Annotated in this window: 18 protein-coding genes; 6 read left to right on the top strand and 12 right to left on the bottom strand. The window is 46.7% G+C overall.

Annotated elements, in window-relative coordinates:
- The first annotated feature begins 47 nt into the window (after positions 1–47).
- From dptF to dptH, 3 genes are read left to right on the top strand one after another with little or no spacing between them, the layout of a single operon-like run.
- Entirely contained in the window at positions 48–2,372 is a 2,325-nt protein-coding gene (gene dptF / locus KNP02_RS07655) for a DNA phosphorothioation-dependent restriction protein DptF (protein WP_214708026.1), read from the top strand.
- Position 2,373: 1 nt separating this feature from the next.
- Positions 2,374–3,765: a DNA phosphorothioation-dependent restriction protein DptG gene (gene dptG, locus KNP02_RS07650; RefSeq protein WP_214708024.1), complete on the top strand. Its 1,392-nt coding sequence runs from the start codon at positions 2,374–2,376 to the stop codon at positions 3,763–3,765.
- Positions 3,746–8,923 carry a DNA phosphorothioation-dependent restriction protein DptH gene (gene dptH, locus KNP02_RS07645; protein ID WP_214708022.1) on the top strand — a complete coding sequence of 1,726 codons (5,178 nt, stop codon included), beginning with the start codon at positions 3,746–3,748 and terminating at the stop codon, positions 8,921–8,923. Before dptG ends, dptH begins: the two co-directional genes overlap by 20 nt.
- 38 nt (positions 8,924–8,961) lie before the next feature.
- Here the strand turns inward: dptH and KNP02_RS07640 are convergent, their stop codons facing one another.
- The 10 genes from KNP02_RS07640 to zapA form a co-directional block, all read right to left on the bottom strand.
- Complete coding sequence (locus KNP02_RS07640) at positions 8,962–9,285, bottom strand: nucleoside triphosphate pyrophosphohydrolase (RefSeq protein ID WP_214708020.1); 324 nt, start codon at positions 9,283–9,285, stop codon at positions 8,962–8,964.
- A gap of 9 nt (positions 9,286–9,294) precedes the next feature.
- Complete coding sequence (locus KNP02_RS07635; protein ID WP_034776722.1) at positions 9,295–9,498, bottom strand: hypothetical protein; 204 nt, start codon at positions 9,496–9,498, stop codon at positions 9,295–9,297.
- A gap of 76 nt (positions 9,499–9,574) precedes the next feature.
- Entirely contained in the window at positions 9,575–10,387 is an 813-nt protein-coding gene (locus tag KNP02_RS07630) for an EcsC family protein (protein WP_214708018.1), read from the bottom strand.
- Between the two features lie 308 nt (positions 10,388–10,695).
- Positions 10,696–11,163 carry a hypothetical protein gene (locus KNP02_RS07625; RefSeq protein WP_214708016.1) on the bottom strand — a complete coding sequence of 156 codons (468 nt, stop codon included), beginning with the start codon at positions 11,161–11,163 and terminating at the stop codon, positions 10,696–10,698.
- A gap of 32 nt (positions 11,164–11,195) precedes the next feature.
- A complete protein-coding gene (locus KNP02_RS07620; RefSeq protein WP_214708014.1) occupies positions 11,196–11,660 on the bottom strand; it encodes a hypothetical protein in 465 nt (154 codons plus the stop codon).
- A 141-nt stretch (positions 11,661–11,801) separates the two neighbouring features.
- Positions 11,802–12,212: a DUF350 domain-containing protein gene (locus tag KNP02_RS07615; protein ID WP_034776716.1), complete on the bottom strand. Its 411-nt coding sequence runs from the start codon at positions 12,210–12,212 to the stop codon at positions 11,802–11,804.
- 13 nt (positions 12,213–12,225) lie between these two features.
- Positions 12,226–14,580 carry an endonuclease MutS2 gene (locus tag KNP02_RS07610; protein WP_214708012.1) on the bottom strand — a complete coding sequence of 785 codons (2,355 nt, stop codon included), beginning with the start codon at positions 14,578–14,580 and terminating at the stop codon, positions 12,226–12,228.
- Positions 14,581–16,296, bottom strand: a complete 1,716-nt coding sequence (polX, locus tag KNP02_RS07605) for a DNA polymerase/3'-5' exonuclease PolX (protein ID WP_214708167.1) — start codon at positions 16,294–16,296, stop codon at positions 14,581–14,583.
- Positions 16,297–16,359: 63 nt separating this feature from the next.
- Positions 16,360–16,896 (bottom strand): CvpA family protein, encoded by a 537-nt coding sequence (locus tag KNP02_RS07600; protein ID WP_034776712.1) that lies wholly within the window; start codon positions 16,894–16,896, stop codon positions 16,360–16,362.
- Positions 16,897–16,904: 8 nt separating this feature from the next.
- Entirely contained in the window at positions 16,905–17,126 is a 222-nt protein-coding gene (zapA, locus tag KNP02_RS14900; RefSeq protein ID WP_021066785.1) for a cell division protein ZapA, read from the bottom strand.
- Between the two features lie 211 nt (positions 17,127–17,337).
- Between zapA and KNP02_RS07590 the strand changes: the two genes are divergently transcribed.
- From KNP02_RS07590 to KNP02_RS07580, 3 genes are all read left to right on the top strand, one after another.
- Positions 17,338–18,552, top strand: a complete 1,215-nt coding sequence (locus KNP02_RS07590; protein ID WP_214708010.1) for a dicarboxylate/amino acid:cation symporter — start codon at positions 17,338–17,340, stop codon at positions 18,550–18,552.
- Positions 18,553–18,638: 86 nt separating this feature from the next.
- Complete coding sequence (locus tag KNP02_RS07585; RefSeq protein WP_214708008.1) at positions 18,639–19,484, top strand: GNAT family N-acetyltransferase; 846 nt, start codon at positions 18,639–18,641, stop codon at positions 19,482–19,484.
- 42 nt (positions 19,485–19,526) lie between these two features.
- Positions 19,527–19,733, top strand: a complete 207-nt coding sequence (locus KNP02_RS07580; RefSeq protein ID WP_214708006.1) for a hypothetical protein — start codon at positions 19,527–19,529, stop codon at positions 19,731–19,733.
- A gap of 33 nt (positions 19,734–19,766) precedes the next feature.
- On the opposite strand, the gene KNP02_RS07575 is transcribed toward KNP02_RS07580, so the two are convergent.
- Both KNP02_RS07575 and KNP02_RS07570 read right to left on the bottom strand, forming a co-directional pair.
- Positions 19,767–21,068, bottom strand: coding sequence for a murein hydrolase activator EnvC family protein (locus tag KNP02_RS07575; RefSeq protein ID WP_214708004.1), 1,302 nt, complete (start codon positions 21,066–21,068; stop codon positions 19,767–19,769).
- A 290-nt stretch (positions 21,069–21,358) separates the two neighbouring features.
- A complete protein-coding gene (locus tag KNP02_RS07570; protein ID WP_214708002.1) occupies positions 21,359–21,880 on the bottom strand; it encodes a VanZ family protein in 522 nt (173 codons plus the stop codon).
- Between the last annotated feature and the right edge of the window lie 100 nt (positions 21,881–21,980).

Raw genomic sequence — 21,980 nt, 5'->3', positions numbered from 1 at the left:
TTACAATGTTTGTAAAATATCATTTTAATACAGGAAGGGAAATAACAATGAACACCCAAAAAATCTGGTCTTTTTTAGTTACAAACCTAGTTCCTGAGGAAGACACGAAATTCACTTACGAAGAGTTTAAAAAGTGGATGACCGATTCCCCTACAGAAGCCATGGTTTACCTAGATGGTATTTTCCAATCCCTCACTCTGAAACGCATGCATACACTTGCAAATTCCACTAATCGTCCGGCATTATCCGAACGATATTTTGAGCGCCACGTTATCAAGCTCGGTTGGCAAAAACTAAAAGTGGAATTAAATGCATCCATGAAAGAGTTAAAATGGGCTCATCGTTACATAGAATTAAGCAATCTATATACAAAGCGCAATCTTTTAAGGGTTGAGACGGTAGAAGCTTTTGAAAAATTGATTTGTTTGGCTGAGGTATATCTCAATGAAACGACAACCTCATCACATCTCCATGACCTTACAAAAGAAGAAACACCGATAAATTACGTTGAAGAGAATGAGAAGGAACTAATTATAACAACAGAACCATCGACTGAAGAAATACACGAACAAACTCCTGAGGAAGAAACGGTAGAAAATGATGTCAGCGTAATGGAGCCACTTGATAGCGAGACACACTCGAGTAAAGAAAATATACTCATCGGAAGTGGTATTTCTCCTTTAAGTATCAATCGTAACACCACAACTAGCAAGCTACTCGAAAAGCTCAAGATGCTTCAATCTTCTTCGAAAGAATCAGTCGTCAATGCGGATAGTTTTGGAGAGTTTCGAGAGTACATGCACATCGATCGACCAATTCAACATTCTCTAATCGAAACATTGGAGAAAATTAGCCACGAATCTACACCACAACTGATTTTGCTGAGCGGAAGTGTAGGAGACGGAAAAAGTCATTTGCTCGCCTTTATCAAAGAAAAACATCCTCACTTAGTCGAAGACTTTAGAATTCACAACGATTCTACTGAGTCGTTTGATCCATCAAAAAACTCAATTGAAACGTTAGATAGTGTTCTTGCTTCTTTTTACAACCAAGAGTCAAAAACTAAACATTTATTGATTGCCATTAACCTTGGGGTTCTTCACAACTTTTATAATTTTGCCGCTTCCGAAAATCGATACGATTTGCTTAGAAATTTTATTGATAACTCTGATATTTTTGGAAATGGGGAACGTATCGTTTTTTCGAGTAAGTCACTTCACTTATTGAATATAGCCGGCTACCAAACGTATAGCTTGGGGACAGATGGTGCACAGTCCGTGTTCTTCTCAAATATTTTAGAAAAAGTGGTTTCGCCGTCGAGTGACAACCCTTTTTATTCTGCTTATCGTGATGATATCAATCGTGGTACTCAATCAATCATTCATGATAACTATGATTTCCTATCCAATCCAGCGGTCAGGAAATCGGTAGAAAACATCGTCATCCAAATAATGGTGAAAGAAAAACTAATTATATCGACTCGAGCATTCTACAACTTTATTTTTGATATCCTCGTCCCACCAACATTGACTTTTGAATCAGATAATCCAAATGCAGCACTACCGAATCTTATTTTTGGACATCCGGACCGATCAAATATATTGAACGCCTTACACCGAATTGATCCTCTTTCGTTCCGAATCAACTTTTTCGATCAATTGATAACGAAATACGTGTTGGCACAACAACCTCAAGACGTTGCAAAGGATGCTTTAGGTGATATGGCGGATGTCTATCGCTTTATTCATCATCCGCCTGAAAACGTAGAATCAATGAACGCGCTTGGTTCACTTCTAATTCGAAGCTATTCGCTCTTGAATCCACAAGAAATCGATCAACCTTATTTAGATTTCTTAAACTATTTAAATGCTTACTACGTAGGAGATGGTGAGAATCTCGGAGCTTTGTTTGGGCTGATTCGAAAGGTAATGTACTTGTGGCGTGGTTCCCCTCGAGAAAATTACCTGTACATTGACGGAACGAATAATGAATATAGAGTCGCCTATCCGTTTCAAGCTGAAGAAATCGTAGACGACCGTCTATTTGCAAGTTCTGAAAATAAAGAATCTGATTTTTATCGTTTCAGTCCATTCATACGTCTCGGTTTTGAAGTAAGCGGAAAAGAGATTTTGTTTGATTTAGACTATAAACTGTACATCCTGTTAGTGAAAATTAAAGATGGTTATCGTCCAAATCGAAGCGATTTGCGAGACGCAGTTCAATTTGTCGATTTTTATGAAGAACTCATTCGTTACACGGATAAATCAAAATCAATTTTATTAGTGTCCACTCATAACGGATCCATGGTCGAACTGACAAAGCCTAATAAATTCAGTAAGTCTAAGTTCGAAGTAAGAAAGGTGAAACAGTGACATGACGAACGGAAAACATTTAAATGACTTTTCACTCAACTGGTCAAAACTTGAATCATTCTTCATTCAGAATAAAGGTTATCGATACGCCAGACGTAAAGATACGTATGTTTTACCCTTACCTACCCGTGAACCTGAACGATCAAAATTCGAAAATGGTTTTTGGCCAATAACAGGAGGACTTGCAAGGTTGCTTTCTAATGATTCGATTGTTCCTGAAAAAGACAATTTAGACATGAGCGACATCCTATCACTAGGTAAATTTGACTCACCTGAAACTTATGAATGGTTTCAGCATTTCTTGCAGAGTCAACAACGAAAAGTAGAAGAGGCAGACGTTTCAAGACTTTCGCAATTGCCACTTTTAACATTAAGCGAAAAGAAAGAACGAAAGGGACAAATTGATTTCATTAACTATGTATATGGTGCCCTCATTGAAGGGAATGAAGACGTACTTTCACCACTTTTTACTGACGATGACAACGATGATTTACTAACACAAATCTTCCGAAGCACTCAATTTGAAAAAGAAGGCTCATATTCAAGCCCATACCCTTGTCTGTTTCCAAACATAAAAAATCAGTTCAAACAAGATTTGATTCATCTATCTCAGAATCCAAAATTCTTTTTAGACAACTTAAATCACTTATTGGTTCATTACACATTTATTGTGATTTCTCAAACGGTTCTTCAAACAAATCGTTTTACAAAGTTTAATCACGAGAAAATAATGCCACTCTTCTTTTTGATGGAATGGGAAAAAGGAGCTCGCTGGAGAACTAGTTACATGAGCGGATATAAACTATTAAAGGAACAAGTAGAAGACTTTTATAAACACGAGCATGCCTTGAATATTGTCTGCCAGATACCTGCTATTAAAGCAAAAAAAAATTTGTACTACCATCATCTCGATGAACTTTTGACATCAACCGGTGAGGATGCCGTAGCTACGTACATTCAATCTCTTTATGATTGGATGAATAATTTCTACACTATCTACACTGCTATCGAGACTCCTTTTTATACTCCAGAAAAAACATTAGACGAGGCATTCCGAGACTTAGCCAAGTCTATTTCATCTGGATTAAGTAATGAAAATAAATCAAGATACCCTACAGCTTTTGACGCATTTGTTTTAAAATTCTATAAAAAGCACGGTGGCTCATTAGGTTCATTGCTTGCTGTCAATCAAGAACAACTTTTGGCGTTAATCGCTTGTTCAATCAAACAAGAAAAAATCGAACTGAACAAACTCTGGCATGAACTCGAAGCGAGAGGCTTATTCTTCGATCACCATTCAAAAGAAGAGATTGTAGGATTGCTAGATAAATTAAACTACCTTGAAAAGAAAAGCGATAGTGGGGATGCACAGTATGTCAAATCAATTTTATAAGTTCATCACGCAACAATTGCTTGATTTCTTCGAAAGCGAAATTAAGCAGAGAAGAACGGACCGTTATTATGTCTATCTTCCTTCCAAACAGGATGTCAAAGAAATGTACGATGCCATATCAGAATTGAATGAAGCAAATAGATTCATGTACAAACACCCATTTGGTAATGAGGACTACGTTACTACTTCATTAAATTTCTCATCCGGGAAATTAGTAGTGGCTAGCTCTTTCGATACAGATATTGATTTCCTCGTTACTTTGAGAAATGAAATGAGCGAACAGATTGGTCAGTGGGCGAACACTTCTCTCTTAGTTTTGACTGACAACTTGAATGACTCCATTCGTGGAGGTAGTCTTGACTTAACTTCTGAGGGTCGCCCATTGCATATCAGCAAAATCATTCAACACTTAAACAGTCAGTTGGCAAGCAGTCGATTAGCAAAATCTGAACAGATGATTATTTCAGATTATCTAAAACGTCGCAATCACCAAACACAAATCACAAATGGCTCATTCTTAGATTTTATTGATATATTAGGCCTGCTTCACAAAGATACGTTGGATATGGAAGATTACACTTCATTACAATATTTTCAGGATGGAGAACTCTCTTCACTTATTCGTGAGAGAGATGAGCAAAAATACTTGTCTTCTTCTTGGAAAAAGATGAGTAAACAAATCGAGACTCGTTTATCTGAGAACCATGAACTGTTTGAAGATGTAGAAAGATACTTTACGCTAGGCAACACGCGTGAAAAATTAGAAGAACGATTTGATAATCGCGCGTCAAAATTAAAAGAGGGCACTTGGCAACAAGCTGACTATGACATTTTGAGAAAATGGGAAGAAAAAGCCAAATCGAATCGAGATATCCAATTTATACCTGAAAAAATGACAGCGAAAATAAACGGTTCAAAGATTCCTAACTCACATTTTTGGAACAGACCTCAATCAGAAACAAAGTCTGGTCAACGCACTTGGCATCTTCTCATCTTTGCATCTGAAGATACAAAAGACGTCCAAATCCAACTTCCTTTTGATCGTCATACATCGAAACAATTTCTGGACAGTAAAAGTGCCAAAAGCACAACAAGCTCTGGTCACTCACTTGTGACCACGCTAAAGGTTGATTCTAATCAAGTTACCTTTTCAAAAGTCGGGTATAGGCATGAAGGACAGTCATCTACTACCTATTCATATAATATCGCTGTAGTACCACTGAGCCCTGAATTTTTACTGCCTTATCAGACGAGATATTTGATTGATACAACACCGATGAGCCAGCAAGCCATCCGTTTAATTTTAGATGGTCATAATACAATCATGCTCGGCGACGGTAATGGTGACATTAGTGAAGTTGTAATTGACTCCCCTGAAGCCCTAACGGTTTACCAACATGACGTCATTAATCTACCTTTAAATGTTTTAGACGAAGGTGAGTCGCGTCTTCAATTCTCTATCCTATTGGACAATGTCGAAATCCCTCTTGCAATCAAAGACGACATGTTGAAAACTATGCCGTTAGATGGACTAAGTATTTGGATGAGAAAGCGCAAAGACGAAATGTCGTTCAAGATTGATTTAGACTTTAAAACAGTGCATAACGGCCAACGTATATACTCGACGAGATCCGTTGAGAGAAACTTTTTCAAAATGGAGCAAGATTGGTTAGACAACAATGTCCGCTACGGAAAACAAGTTTCTGATGATTCTTTTGAAAGCATTCAGTTAGACATTCCTGCTACTGTTGAAAACAGTTACGATGCTTTTTTAAATACAATTAAAAGAAAAGGTACGATTCCTTCGTTATTATTTTACGATGACGAAGTTCAGGCGGCCGCCTATGCATTTGTGAATGACTATTTGATTGAAATTGAGAACATTCCTTCTCAGTCATTGATGACTGTTCAACAACGAAACTTATATCGTCTAGGCCAACTAGAAACGATTGATGGGATGCTGCTGACGCCATTTTCACCTCTAAATATCGCATATCAGTGGCAAGTAAATGAATCGTTAGGATCTGAAGACATTGATCCAAATATCTTGAAAAAGCTAAAAGCTAGTTATACAGTCCCATATGCTTACAACATGTACGAGATGCTTCTTAAACCGACAGACCAATCTCCATTGCCAGAGTGGCACGAATATACGTTACGAGAGCGAGTAAGTATAGGTGAAACCAACTCATACTTAGCAAAAGTCGTAGAGGAGAAAATGAATCATTTCACTGAACACTATGATTATTTATTCTCGATTCAAAAATCTTCCCCACTCTGTGTGAATGTTATAAACGTAATGAATGATGATGAAATTTTAAAAGGTATCATTACATGGTTCAAAAAACAGATTTCCCTAAATGGCAGTCTAGAGTCGATAAAAACCTTAGAAGTATCGTTATATACTCCCGATACCTCCAGCTTAAGTGCCTTTGATAAATTAAACGATATCAAGTCAGCAGAACAACTTAAAGATGAATTAGGGGTTGATTTATCCATTCATGAGTTTGATACGAATGAAGTACTGCACCTTCTCCAGCAATCTATCTTTTATCGGAAACTAAATCTTGACGCTCCTGTCTATTACGCTCATATTTCGTTTTATAAAATGGGGAATGAATCAAGAATTGTACGTCAACCCATGCGCGAATTGGCCAGTAGTATGAACTTAGACGGACTGTTCACTACTGTATCTTCTGTTCAAAGCGATGACACTGGGTACCGTGTCGGATTTGGTACGGCGGGGGCTGATACTAATCGTAGTCTTATGACGCGATTTGGGCATCACTTTAATGAGCTGACCGCGAATATGGGAGATGGTGGTCATAGCTCATATATGAAAGATGTCTCGTTAACGATGCATATAGATGTTGCTGATAAAGATGAACTCGAAAAAATTTATGGTTCTTCGCACTGGGTGACGTTCATCGACCCGCCAGTAGGATTAGATTTCTTTAAATCTTCTTCTGATAATCTAATTATTGTACATTACAGCGATCAGTATTCATCTACGAACGGATACGACGCCATCACAGTCACCGATAAATCAGATCAATATTTTAACGTTATCCAAGAGTTCATCAGTTCTCAAGGCGTCACCTCTTCTCAAAATCAGATTGAGGAGACAATTCGAGCCTTCAATACGTTCAACGGCGAATGGTTACTTCGCGCCGTTCAAGGGCGAGGCCACGACAAACGGGAAAAGATGAGCATCGTTTCGGCCATTAAAGAGACGCTCTTGCTGTTCAACGAAGACAATACAGTTTGGGTCCCAATCTCTATGGAGGAAGTTGTTCGAGTAACAGGTAACGTGAAGTTAAGCAAGCGTGCTGGCTTGTTCTCCGGTAAGACAATCGGACGCCAAGGGAACTGTAGTGATGATTTACTGATGATTGGTCTTGAGATCAACGAATCAGATTTAAAAGTCCATCTGTTCCCGGTAGAAGTAAAAATCGGATTAAATGACAATTCTGTCGTGACAAAAGGAATTTCACAAATTTCCGAATTGAAAACTCGTTTGAATGACCATCTACTTGACTTGACTACATTTGATGCAAAATTCTTAAGAAATTACTTCGTTAGACTCTTTATTAACAACGCTCAAAAAATGCATGAGAATGAGATTTGGACAAGTAAGGACTATTGCTTAGGCGCTGATTTGATTGATCGATTAATGAACGACGACTTTGAAATCGTTGATGAGAAACGAGCCAAATTTGGAAACGGCGTCCTCGTCTCTTTCAAGAAGCACTCAGAGTCAGTGCGAAGTTCGAGGAATCAAGGAGTAGTCATTCTCGAATTACCTGAACAATATGGCTACGAGGTGCTGACACAACCATTGGATTCACTCAGCACTAAACAAAAAGACAAATCCAATACTACTGTTTCCGAAAATATAGCGATGTCTTCGAAGACGCCGGTTACACATATTGAAAAAAAGAGTAATAAAAACGTTAATACAACAAACAATGGTAGCAACGTTTCTATAAGCGGAAAGGAAAAGATTCTGGTCCCTGAACCTACTGCTTCAGCAACTCTTCCCATTAAATCTGCAGTAAATAGCTTAAGCGATGTTAGATTGCTATTAGGAAGCGAATTTAATAAAGAATATTACTGGGAGTATGGTCATCCCCGTCTATCAAACAGACATCTACTGATCGGCGGACGATCAGGGCAAGGGAAAACCTACTTCGTCCAGTCGCTCCTCTTGCAATTGGTTGAACAGAATCAGTCTGCTTTAGTCATCGACTACTCAAACAGTTATACATTGGGGCAACTCGATGAGACGTTTGTGAATCGTATGGGTTCTAAACTTACAGAACGTATCGTTTACCATGAATCGTTCCCATTGAATCCGTTCAAGAGACGAGAAAAAGAAATCAGCGGGCACAAAGAACCGGAGAAGATTACTTCTGTCGCTACAAGAGTGGCGGCCGTGTTCGCGTCTGTATACAGAGGATTGGGAGACCAACAAAAAAATGCCATCTATATGGCAACAAAAAACGGGATTGAAAAGTATGGCGATGACATGCGAATGGAATTACTCATCGAAGAACTAGAAAACCTTGAGAGTTCTTCGAAATCTACTGTCCAATCTGTCATCAGTCGCCTTACACAAATGGTTGATATGGACCCATTCGATTATGAATCAGATAACGATTGGAGTAAGATTTTTGACAGCAATAACGGAGTGACAGTCATTCAACTTGAAGGATATGACCAAGATGAAATCAAAAAGCTATTAGCTGAATTTATTCTTTGGGATCTATGGTATTACTCTTTATCTGGTTCAGAAGGCCGACCAATGCCGGTCATCTTAGATGAAGCCCAGAACTTATCATTCCGAAAAGGATCTCCTTCTGAGAAAATCCTAAGAGAAGGTCGGAAGTTCGGTTGGTCTGCTTGGTTTGCTACACAATCGTTCAGCAACTTCGATAAAGAAGAACTTGCGATTTTAGATAATGCCGCCACGAAGATTTACTTTGCACCAGCTGATAGTGAATTAAAAGTGATTGCTAACCGTATCGGCGCAGTCTCACTTGAAGACTTAAGAAGCCTAAAGAAAGCACATTGTTTAGCCGTTGGTCAATATAAAATCAATGCTGAAGAACTGGGTAACCAAGAGCACCATCACCTTAAGGTTCCACCAATGAATTAAAAAAATCACGCATCCTTTCTCGGATGCGTGATTTTTCATTAATCTAAGACTTCCTCCAAAAACACTCCCTTCTCAAATCCACCTTTCCGTTCCCGCTTCTCGGCACGAATCGCATTCATCTTTTCAAACGAAGCCCCATGCATCTTCCCTAGTTCATACGCGAGTTCAAGGATATCTGCCAGCTCTTCAAGGCACTCCTCATCAATATTCGCATCTTCATACTCTTTTAATTCTTCATATAGCTTCAGTCGTGCTTGTTCGAAATGTTCGGCCTGATTCAAGTGCTTGACGATGACCTGCTTCCCTTCTGCCTGAATCAGTTCAGGCACACGGTCTCGAACCAACTTGTTATGCTTCACCATAGCTACCCCCTACTCCACAATCTCAAACGCCTTCACATACACGACATGGTCGAGAAAAATGATCCATTCATCCTCGAACTGGACGAATCCGTCCGTCGCATGACGGAACGACTGATAAATCGATTCGAGCGCCGCATAGCGACTCTCCGCTTCCACCACTTGCGTCAACACCTCATCGTTGATCATATGGAACTCAATTTCATACGATTTCATGTCGTCTCCTCCGTTACACTCATGATGTCCTTCTACCGCTCGTCACCGTCTGCCAGACATATTTCCGTCTCCTTGTTTATACACTCGCTTGCAAAATCCCGAAATCTTTCTCAGTCATATTCGGAATTTCTTGTTCCATCTCTTTGATACTCGCTACAAGTTCCTCATCAGAGAGATCCATGCTTTCTTCAAGTGCTGTCAGTAGTCTATTTCCCATTTGATGCATGGATGAATACGTGATCCATCCTGAAATCACACCTCCAGCAATCGGAATCACTTTCGAAATCCCTTGCGCGAAAGATTTTCTCGTCATCTTCAATCCGATGTAGCTTCCCATCTTCTTAAGAATCGGATAATAAATCGTCTGCATCATTGCTCGATTCGGAATTTTCTTTAATGCTTGTTTGGATAATTGCGAAGACAACACTTTAATGGTGGCCGTCGCTCCGCCAACACCAAACATGACACCGAGAAACAAAATCAATTCTCCGCTCACTCGATTGACATCTAGGCCATTCTCACTCCAAAAATCTTCATATCCATAGATATAACCAATTTCTTGAGCCACTCGAAGCGCTACACCAAAGAATTGAGCCGTGTCCGCTGGAACAGTGGCCGCCATGACCACCCCACCAGGTAACCCCGCGGCAAACGAAGCCGATGAACTTTTCATCGTTCGATTCAAGATGGTCTTCTTTGCGACTCGTCGAATTAACTTTTTTGAAACGTTTGATTGAACCGGTCCTTTTTCAAGGATGTCTGCTAATTGTCTTGCGGTCACCTGCTTACTAAAACTTTTTGCTAAAAACTCTGTTCGATCTACTTTCACCCCTGGCAATTTCACGACATTGATCACTAACTGTTCGAAAAATTTTGCCCCGTTCAACATGGTCCACACCTCGTCCCCTTTTATAGCACTCATCATCACTAAAATCCTACTCAGCTATATACTGTTTCCTTTAAGCTCGTCTAGAGAAACATTTCAGTTTAGATTGATTGCCTTCTTAAGGGTTGATTTCTGTCACCAACTAAAAATCAAAAAACCTCACTACGAATTACGTCACCTAGCTGCGTTTAGGGCTGTGCGATGTAATCTGTAAGATTGAGGGTTTTTGAATACGCTGATATAGAGGCTGAAAACGTGTATCACATCTTCTGCATACACGTTTTCATACTCTGACTTTATGAAATAGCCGTTTATTTGGACTCATATCGGAAGTCTGACACTTTTGCGTTTATTCGCGAGTAGAGCGACTCCATCGAAAATCGACTTGGGCGGCTCGTGCCTCCACCGTATAAGGCCTCGATGGTTTGATCGATATACGCGTTTTCAGCTTCTAAATATTCGACAATGAGGTCTTTAAACTCATCGGCCGAGGAATCCTCATGTTGCAAGCCCTCCAGTTCGGCTAAATAAGTGTCGTTGTCTGCTTGCATGCCCTGCAATTCTTTAACCGCTCCGGATATGGCGACGACATCGGTCGGAACACTCGATAGCGTGAGCATCTTGATTTGATGGTCGCGTGCTGACGAAATGATTGAACCGGCATCGAAATGAATAACGGGTCTGTCGTCAATCGTTTCAACCGTGTCCGTTCCTCCGCAACCGGTTAAAGCAAGCATTTCTCCTGCGAACAGAGCAACGGATAAGAGTAACTTCTTCATCATCGATCCTCCTCCGCATCTGCTAGATTTTCTTAAGAAAGTTCATCTATGGTTTCGACCACAACCCCTGTATCTTCAACTTTCCCCAAGTCGATGACGGTCGGGTCTTCGTACGCCAAGACGTGAAACTCTTGTTCAAACGTCCGAATCACATAATGGGATAGCTCACCTCGGTACGTGTTGACACGTTCTGTCCCCATGTTCTCTGCAGCAAATCGTGTGAATCGGGACGTCTTCAGTTTCACGATTGGGCAGGCATTGCGTAGCCCATCTTCATGCATACTGTGGTCCTCGATCGTCCCAAGAAATACCGCATATTGCTCAAAACGGATACTGATTCGGTCGCGTTCCGCGTCCCACGTCAGCAACATCGTCGGGTCGCTTGCCCCGAAAAATGTCCATTCGAGTGGATAATTGGTGACACCCTTCATCTGGAACGACTCCGTCTCGAGCACATAGTCTTCCGTCGTCATCAAAAAGTTAAAATCGATTGCCACACTTGTCTCCCCTTTTCAAAAAAAGCGACGTCCGAAAACGTCGCTTTCCCTCAATAAAAGATAAACCACAGTGCCGCTGCCACTAAAAACAGGCCGGCCCCGATGAAGAGAATCTTTGCTAGTCTTTCATATACCATGTCTTCACCTCACCAACGCCGCGCCGACGACGAGCGAGACCCCAATCGAGAGCAGGAACGCCATCAGGCCGACGGCGATGTTCCCTTTCCCGATCTCCTCGTTCACTTTGAGCGACGGCGTCAAAAATTCGAATAACCAATACGTCGTCAAGAGAAGGAAGAAGCCGAAGCTCCCCCCGACCAACACATCCATCGTCTGGTCGTGATGGCTCTCGACGACGCGGAAGATGTTGGCGAGACCGACGATTTTCCCGCCGGTCGCAAGTGCAACGGCGATGTTTCCTTTTTGAATCTCGCGCCAATTGCTGTACGGTGTCGTCACCTCGAAGACAGCGAGACCGACGACAATCATGAGTCCGGCGATTGAATACAGGCCGAGCGACTCAAGCAATACGTTCACGTTCACATTCCCCATCCGTCTGTTCCCCTCACTTCAGTTCGACGACCGTGACACCGAGTCCGCCTTCACCCATCCCACCGGGGCGCTGACTCTTCACGTGACGATGTCCTTTTAGGTACTCTTGCGTCGCCTGTCGCATCGCACCGGTCCCGAGACCATGGATGATACGGACGTTGTCATACCCGGACACGAGCGCCTCGTCGATATATTTGTCGAGGCGGGAAAGCCCTTCTTCGACCCGGACGCCGCGCAAGTCGAGCTCCGACTTCGTCGAGCTCTGACGCTTGAGCGAGCTGCCTTTCGACTGGAGCGACTGCTCTTTCGATGGGCCGATCTTCTGAAGGTCGTCCGCTTTGACGTTCACTTTCATGATCCCGACTTGGACGTTGTACTCGTTGTCGTTCAATTGCTTCACGATATAGCCCTTTTGGTTGAACGTCGTCACTTTCACTTCTTCGCCTTTACTGAACGTACGTTTCTGTTGCGCTTTTTGTTTCACTTTTTGGATCTTTTTCTCTTGGAGCGTCGGTTTCGCCGATTCAAGCTGCTTCTTCGCAGCGATGATCTCGTGCTCTTTGACGATCCCTTCTGCGCGTAGCTTCTTCAAACGGTCGATGACTTCGTTCGCCTGGCGCTTCGCCTGTTCGACGGCCTTCTCGGCACGAGCCTCGGCTTCGCCGTACATCGCGTCGCGTTCGCGCTCGAAATCGGTCAGCTTCGCCTCGAACGCCGCCTGCTCTTCTTCAAGGTCGTGGCGTTTGACGATGAGTTCTTTCTCGAGTTGTTCGGCGCGTTGCTTGGCCGCCTCGAGCTCATTGATCATCGATTCGACCGATTCGGCGTCGGTGCCGACATGGCTCCGCGCCTTGTCGATGACTTGTTCCGATAAGCCGAGACGTCGACTGATCTCGAACGCGTTCGAACGACCTGGTACGCCAATCAACAGGCGATACGTCGGGCTGAGTGATTCGATATCGAACTCCATCGAGGCGTTCATGACGCCTTCGCGATTATAGGCGTAAGCCTTCAGTTCCGAGTAATGCGTCGTCGCCGCCACGCGGGCGCCGCGTCGTTTCACTTCGTCGAGGATGGCGATGGCAAGGGCCGCCCCTTCTTGCGGGTCGGTCCCGGCACCGAGCTCATCGAACAGGACAAGTGACATGAAGTCGATCTTGTCGAGCATGCTGACGATGTTCGTCATGTGCGAGCTGAACGTCGACAAGCTCTGCTCGATCGACTGCTCATCCCCGATGTCAGCATAGATGGCGTCAAAGACGGACAGCTCCGTCCCGAACTCGGCCGGTACGTACAGACCTGACTGCACCATCAGTTGGAGCAATCCGAGCGTCTTGAGCGTCACCGTCTTACCGCCGGTGTTCGGTCCGGTGATGACGAGCGACGTGAACGCCTCACCGAGCTCGACCGTGATCGGCACGACCTCATCTTGCGGGATGAACGGGTGACGCGCCTGTTTCAACTTGATTTCGCGTTCGTCGTTCAATTTCGGCTCCGTCGCTTTGAGCTGATGGCCGTAGGCGACTTTCGCGAACACGAAGTCGAGCGTGGCGAGCACGTCGAGATTGATTACGACCGAATCGGCGACACCGCCGACGAGGTTCGACAGTTCGCTCAAGATGCGGTCGATCTCGGCGCGCTCTTTCAGGCGGACTTCTTGAATCTCGTTGTTAATCGACACGATCGCCTGTGGCTCGATGAAGAGCGTCTGGCCCGATGCCGATTGGTCGTGGACGATCCCGCCGAACGCTTGGCGGTACTCCATCTTGACCGGGACGACGTAACGGTCGTTCCGGATCGTGACGATGGCGTCTGACAGCATCTTCGCGTTGTTGCGGAGGATGTTGTCGATCCGTGAGCGGACGCTGCCTTCAAAGCTGCGGAGCTGGGTCCGGAGACCACGGAGCCGGTCGCTCGCCGAGTCTTGGACCGTGCCTTGGTCGTCGATGGCGTGACGGATCGACTGTTCGACCTCGATCAGCTTCGTCAAACGCTCGGCGTATTCGTCGAGGCGCGGGATTCGGAGGTCTTCATTGTCCTCATGAAGCTTCTCGAAGAAGTTCTTCACTTGGCGGCCGCTGTACATGACGGCGGCGACGGCGAGCAGTTCGCTCGTCGAGAGGACCGAGCCGATGGCGGCCCGTTTCACTTCACTGCGGACGTCGGTCAGCCCGCCAAGCGGGAGACGATCCCGGAGTCGGACGACCTCGGTCGCCTCACGAGTGACGTTCAAGTTCGACAATACCCGGTCGTACGTATAGTCGGGCTGCATGTTGAGCGCCCGTTCTTTCCCGAGCGAGCTCGCGGCGTGGGCAGCGAGCTGCTGGCGTAGTTTTTCATATTCTAAAACGCGTAACGCGTGATCCATCTAGCATGTTCCTTTCTGTCGCTTCGCGTCGATGAACGCCTTGGCGTCCTCGAACGAGAGGCAGTTGATGATGTCTGACGGTTCGAGATAGGCTTTCCGGGCGTGCAGGACGCCGAGTGCCATATCTTCCATCATATCAGGGTGGTGCGTGTCGGTGTTGATCATCAGTTTGACGCCGGCCGCCTTCGCTTTCTTCAGCGTCGAGGCCGTCAAATCGAGCCGGTTCGGGTTCGCGTTCAACTCGAGCGCCGTCCCCGTCTCTTTGGCGAGAGCAATCAAGCGCTCCTCGTCGATCGGATAGCCGTCACGGCGCCCGATGAGGCGGCCGGTCGGATGGGCGATGACGTTGACGTACGGCGAGCGGCAGGCGTTCTCGAGCCGGGCCATGATCTCGTCGACGGATTGGTCCATCTTTGAGTGAATCGAGGCGACGACGTAATCGAGCGTCGCCAAGAACTCGGGCTCATAGTCGAGCGTCCCGTCCGGGCGGATGTCCATCTCGACACCGCGTAGGACGTGCATGTCGTGTTTCTTCGCGGCCTCAAGGATTTCTTCTCCTTGCGCCTCGAGCCGTTCCTCGGTCAAGCCGTTGACGAACGACATGTATTTGCCGTGGTCGGTGATAGCGATCCACTCGTAGCCGCGTGCTTTCATCGCCGCGACGAGCTCGTCGACCGTCAGCTTCCCGTCCGACCAGACCGTGTGCATATGGGCGTCGGCCTTGATGTCGTCGAGTGTGACGAGTTTCGAGATATCGTGCTCGAACTCAAGGTTCCCTGCCCGGAGCTCAGGCGGGATGAACGGCAGACCGTAGCGTTCGAACAGCTCGGCTTCCGTCTCCGGTTGCCAGAGGCCGTCCGCTGTCTCGACCCCATACTCGGAAATCGACTCACCCTTCGCCTTGGCGAGCTGGCGCATGCGGACGTTGTGGTCTTTCGAGCCGGTGAAGTGATGGAGCGTCGCAGCGAAGGCACCCGGTTCGACCATGCGGAAGTCGATCGACACCATCTCCTCGCGCTCAAGGACGAGCGACACTTTCGTCTCGCCGGCCGCGATGACCTCGTTGATGAACGGGAGGGCGAGCAGCTTATCGCGGAGGGCGACAGGTTCCTCGGTCGCGATGATGAAGTCGAGGTCTTTACACGTCTCCTCGGCACGGCGGAAACTGCCTCCGACCGAATGGCGCAAGACGAGCGGCTCGGCTTCGAGCACCGTCTCAATCTCTTCAACGACCGGACGCATCATGGCGTACGCCAAACGTTCCGGACGTGACTCGAGGTTCCTTGCCGCCGTGAGCAACTTCTCGACGCTCTTGGCCCCGAATCCCGGCAGGCTTGCGGCCGTGCCGTCCTCTAACACGGTAATCAGCGTCTCGAGGTCGACGACGCCGATCTCACGGAGCTTGGCGAGCTTCTTGCCGCCGAGCCCTTGGATTTTGAGCAGTTTCATGAGACCGTACGGGATCTCTTCTTGGAGTGACTCGAGCACTTCACTGCGGCCCGTGTCCCGCCACTCTTCGAGGACGGCGGCCGTCCCTTTGCCGATCCCAGAGATCGTCGTCAAATCCTCGATGTCTTCGAGTTCGAGTTCCGTGTTCTCGAGCGCCGTCGCGGCTTTCCGGAAGGCGTTGATCTTGAACGGGTTCTCCCCTTTAATCTCCATATATTGCGCGATCTTTTCTAACAGCATCATCGCTTCAACTTTATTCATTGAAATTCCCCCTTTTCCATACAGAAAAGGCCGAGACACAAGCACTAGCTTGCATTCCGGCCTGTCGTGTTACAACATCTTATTCGAGAACCATTCTGAGAGGTATGGTGTGTCTTGAATGATGTACGTCGCGAGCGACGAGTTATCGACCGCACTTTGGACGCTTGCCATCGGCACGAAGGCGATGACCCATAAAATGAAGAACGTGATCACATACGCCTCGAAGAAACCGAGGACGGCACCGATGATGCCTTTCAATTGGCGCAAAATCGGCAAGTCCGTCAAGAAGTCGAGCATCGATAGGATGAGATGCAAGACAAGTTTCGTGATGACGAACAAGACGACGAACCAAAAGACGTTATAAAATGTCATCTCGAGCCCCGTGAGCGCGTTTAAATCGATGACACCTTTCGGAAGCGTTCCATCGAGTTGCGACGGATACGGAATCCAAAGCTTGAACGCTTCGGCGAGATCACGGTAGTATGCATTGGCGACGAGGAAACTGATGATGAGCGCGACCCAATGGCCGAGCTGCAAGATCGCCCCGCGACGGAACCCGTTAACGATTCCGATGAACAAGAAAAACAGTATAAGTAGAGTAACCATAAAGTGATTTATTCTCCCGTATTTCGTTTAGTTTTGACGTGATCGCTCGCGATTTGGATAGCGGCGAGCACCGCTGCCTGACGAGCGTCTAGATGAGGGGACTGTTCACGAATCTCACGGATTTTGCTATCGACCAGAAAGCCCACTTCCCTCACATGATCGGCCGGCTCTTCGCTGACGATCGTATAGTCTTGACCCGCGATATGAATTGTTGTTCGTTGTACCTGCACGCGTCACCCCTCCTTTACGTCTATTCAAAATTAATCATAACATCGTTTGTATATTAGGAAAAGAAGAAGGTCCCTCGCTTTTCCACTCCAACATTTTGTAATACCCTATTTCAAAGTTGTCAAACGTCAATCTTCATTGAAAAATGAAAGATAGGGTGGCAACACCGCATGAAATGTGCGAAAATAGCAACAATTCAAACATCAAGAGAGGATGATTTATTTGAAATTACGCATTGGCCTTCTAGGTCGCATCATCATCGCTATCGCATTCGGGATTCTACTCGGTAGCATCGTACCAGAAAGCCAGAACTGGATTGTCCGGACGTTCGTCACGTTCAACACGGTCTTTGGACAGTTCCTAGGCTTCGCCATCCCACTCATCATTCTCGCCTTCATCATTCCAGGAATCGGGGAACTTGGAAAAGGCGCTGGGAAATTGGTCGGTTTGACGGCACTGATCGCATACGTATCGACAATCGTTGCCGGGACGCTCGCCTACTTCGCGACGAGCAACCTGTTCCCACAAATTTTGACACGTAACAACGCGTCAGCTGAAAGCCCGGAGGAAGCGCTCTTAAAAGGCTTCATGGAATTCGAGATCCCACCGGTATTCGGCGTTATGACGGCGCTCATTCTCGCATTCGTCATCGGCATCGGGATTGCCGCCATCGAAAGCAAGCGCTCGCTCGATTTGGCCATGGATTTCCGCGATATCATTGAACTACTCATCAGCAAAGTCATCATTCCACTATTACCGATTCACATCGCCGGAATTTTCATGAACATGACGTATGCCGGACAAGTCGCTGAGATTCTCTCGGTGTTCTCGCTCGTCTTCGTCACAATCATCGTCCTACACTTGACGATGCTCTTGATTCAATACTCGATCGCAGGGGGTCTCAACAAAGAGAACCCGCTTCGCCTCTTGAAGACGATGATGCCGGCTTACTTCACAGCCATCGGGACACAGTCGTCAGCGGCGACAATCCCGGTCACGCTTCGTCAAGCGAAAGCGAACAACACAGACGAAGGCGTCGCCAACTTCGTCGTCCCGCTCTGTGCAACAATCCACTTGTCAGGGTCGACGATCACGCTCACATCGGTCGGTGTCGCCCTCATGTACTTGAACGGCATGCCGATGTCTTTCGCGATCGTGCTCCCGTTCATCCTCGCCCTCGGCGTCACGATGATCGCGGCACCAGGCGTACCAGGTGGAGCCGTTATGGCCTCGCTCGGTTTGTTCGGTTCAATCCTCGGGTTCGATGCGACGATGCAAAGTCTCGTCATCGCTCTCTATTTGGCACAAGATAGCTTCGGCACGGCGACGAACGTCACGGGAGACGGGGCCATCGCCAAGATCGTTCATTACTTCAAACGCAACACGAAACTCCTCGACGACGCGAAAGCGCGCGAAGAAATCGCATAATACGCTCCAAAATTTGATAGAATGAGGAAAACGGGCAGGCCACGCGGTTTGCCCGTTTTTCATACATACGAAGAAAGGGTGTTTACATGGAACTGATTCGTTGGAACGACCTGTCCGGATTTGAAGAACGCGTCATGCCCCACCTGCTCGAACATGAGGCCGAGAACAGCTTGATGATCGGTGTGCTCGATGCCATCAAGCAAGACCGATACGAGTCGTATCATCAACTGACCGTCGAAGATGACGGTGATGTGCTCGCGATCCTGCAAGTGACGCCGCCTCATCCGCTCAATTATGTGCTCGTGAATCTTGAGCGAGAGAATGACGTCCTTCGTCTGCTCGTGCCTGAACTGTTGAACGGGGATATTCCCTTCACCGAGGTCGTCTCGCAAGCTGATTCAGCAATGAACTTCTACACGCTCTGGTACATCCTGACGGCGCGAGAGCCGAAAGTCTTCATGGAGCAAGGCCTGTATCGTCTTGATCACGTCAACGACATCCCGCTGTCGGAAGGGTCGATGCGACGTGCCACCGAGGAAGATGAGACGTTCCTCGTGAAGGCGTATAACGCGTTTGAAAAGGAAACCGGTTTGCGGGTCTCCTCGAAGAAGGAAGCGAAACAAAAGATCGCGACGATGCTCGAGAATCAAGAAGTGTACGTCTGGGAAGTCGACGGCAAGGTCGTTTCCTGCGCGAAGAAATCGCGTGAGACCGCAAACGGCGTCACCGTCTCGTTCGTCTACACGCCAAAAGCGTTGCGCAAGCGCGGCTATGCCCGCTCGCTCGTCGCCGAGCTGAGCCGGGAGCTCTTGACGTCGAAACAATATTGTACGCTCTATACAGATTTGAGCAACCCGACATCGAACAAGATTTACAAAGAAGTCGGCTATCAGAAAATCTTCACCTCGGCGTGGATTCGATTGCCTAGCTGATTTGATGCGTCTCCCCTATACTGTAGGGGGAGGCGATTTTTGATGAACAGACTATTCGGTTGGTGGCTCCGCATCCCGCGCCGGGTCCGGATGACCGCCTTGACAGTCGTCACGCTCGCGGTGCTCGGCTACATGGTCTTCCTCGGCGGAAGGAGCATGCTCGACGACCCGAACTGGGATACGCTCTGGCTGAGCGTCATCGGTGCCGCCCTGCTGACCTTGATCGCGTATAAGGCAACAAAAAAGTGATCGACGCGTTCGTCGATCACTTTTACTATACGTTTAGAAGAATGAAGCTGGGTTGACCGTGTTACCCGCGCTCGAAGACGAGTACGAGTAGCCGCCACGGTGAATCTCAAAGTGCAAGTGTGAGCCAGTCGAGTTCCCTGTGCTACCCATCGCGCCGATGTTTTGGCCTTGTGTCACACGTTGACCGGCTGATACCGATACCGAGCTCATGTGTGCGTACACTGTCGTCCAGACCTGCCCGTTCAAGACGTGTGTGATGATGACGTGGTTGCCGTAGGCCCCACCCCATCCAGCACGTGTGACCGTACCTGTTTGTGACGCATTGATCGGCGTTCCGACTGGTCCCGCGATATCAAGTCCGTTGTGGAACGGGTAGCCGTTCGCACCGCTCGCCGCGCCCCAACCTTGTGAAAGACGACCGTTCGCCGGACGTTGGAACATGCCGCCGCTTGCTGGTACTGAAGCTGCTGCCGATGCTGTCGGCGTGCTGACTGCGCTCGCAGCAGAGTTCGAACTCTGTTGTTTCTTCGCTGCCGCTGCTGCCGCTGCCGCACGTTTGGCTTCTTCGGCCGCACGACGTTGTGCTTCCATTTCAGCTTTGATGGCTTTTTCTTGTGACTTGAGTGTTGACTCCATTTCTTGGAGGCTCACCAATTTCGATTCGAACTTCACTTTTTCAGCGTTGAGTTTCTTGATCTTCGCTGCGCGCTCTTTCATTTTCTTGTTGAGCGTCTTTTGACGTTGTTCGAGTTCTTCTTTTTGTTTCACGAGAGCGTCGCGCTCGGCTTTCAATTCAGCTTGCGCTTTCGCCAACTTCTCTTTTGTCGCTTGGTACTCTTCGAAGATTTGCTTGTCGTTCTCTTGGATCGTACCAGCTGTGATCATGCGTGTGAGCAAGTCACCGAAGTCTTTCGAACCGAAGATGAACTCTGCCCAGTCGATCGAGCCGCCGCCGTTTTTTTGCATTGTGGCCATGCGCTCTTTCATGAGCTCTTCTTGCGCCTTCATCTTCGCTTCATATTGCTTGATTTGCTTTTGAAGGGCTGCGATTTTTTGTTGTGTCGCACGAATCTCAGCTTTCTTTTGTGCGACGTCGTTGATGACGTCTTGGAGTTCAGCATCTAACTTGTTGATTTCTTGCTGCTCTTTGCTGATTGCCTGTTCACGTTTTTGGATCGAGGCGTTCGCTTTGCTCTGTTCACTGCTATTCTTTTGTTGTTGCTGCTGCACCTTTTTCTGTTTGTCTGTAAGTGACGCTGCATAGCCAGGTGTCGTGCCGCTAATGAGAAGAGCTCCTAAAGTGACGGTTGCTGCAAGTTTCTTCAAGTTAACCAATGTGCTTCCCTCCGCTGAGTTCTGTGAATTTCTATATAAAATAGATCGAATAATTTATAAGTTAAAACGCGAATTCCTGTATCGCTCTGAGACTCATTATAGCAATCCAAACCTAAAGTTATTTTACACTTATATTTCATTCGCATTACATTGACCTGTTTTGGGTTTTATACGTTTAAAAATGGGGGTATAAAGGGATTTCTCATTTACTCATGTCACAAAAACGTTATAAATAAAAAAGAAAAGCACTTCTTGAAAGCGCTTTTCAAATAACTACCTATATGATTTTTTTACCACCTTGGGGAGACATACCCCGATCGCGACCGGTTCGTTCGGCCGTGTTTCCACAAATAATAACCGCCAACGAGAAGGACGCCACAGGCTGCCCCGAAACTGTCGAGCAGGATATCCTGAATGAGCGGCGTCCGCTCAGGCGTCAGGCTTTGATGGAACTCATCAAAGATGGCGACCGTATTTGCGAGCGTCCATGCAAACAAGATCGTCAGACCGGCATGGAGTCTTGTCCGTGACACGGCTTTGACGAGAAGTGCCCCGAGAGCGAAGAAGACGGTGAAGTGCGCCGCTTTCCGAATCAAGAACTCAATCAAGCCGACGCTCCCTTTCGCCTCGAGCGATACTGGTCCTCCGGCGTACTCGAAGTCGACGGTCGAGAGTACCGGTTCGGCCCACGTCCAATCGAACCGTTCGAGCGGTGAGACGATGCTCTGGTCCGAATACGGGGTCGCGCTCGAGAAGAATAAGCCAATCAGGATCAAACTGATCCATATAAATTCATTTTTCAGTATGTACATAACACCGTTCCTTTCTACAACGAGTCTCATTATACGCCGTCCATCATGTTTCATTGTAACAACGACTTCATCATTTCATGACAATTTGATTGCGAACAAC

This window comes from Exiguobacterium sp. s40 (genome assembly GCF_018617905.1).
In the GTDB taxonomy this organism is placed as follows: domain Bacteria; phylum Bacillota; class Bacilli; order Exiguobacteriales; family Exiguobacteriaceae; genus Exiguobacterium; species Exiguobacterium mexicanum_A.
This window is presented reverse-complemented; position numbering and strand designations above follow the sequence as displayed.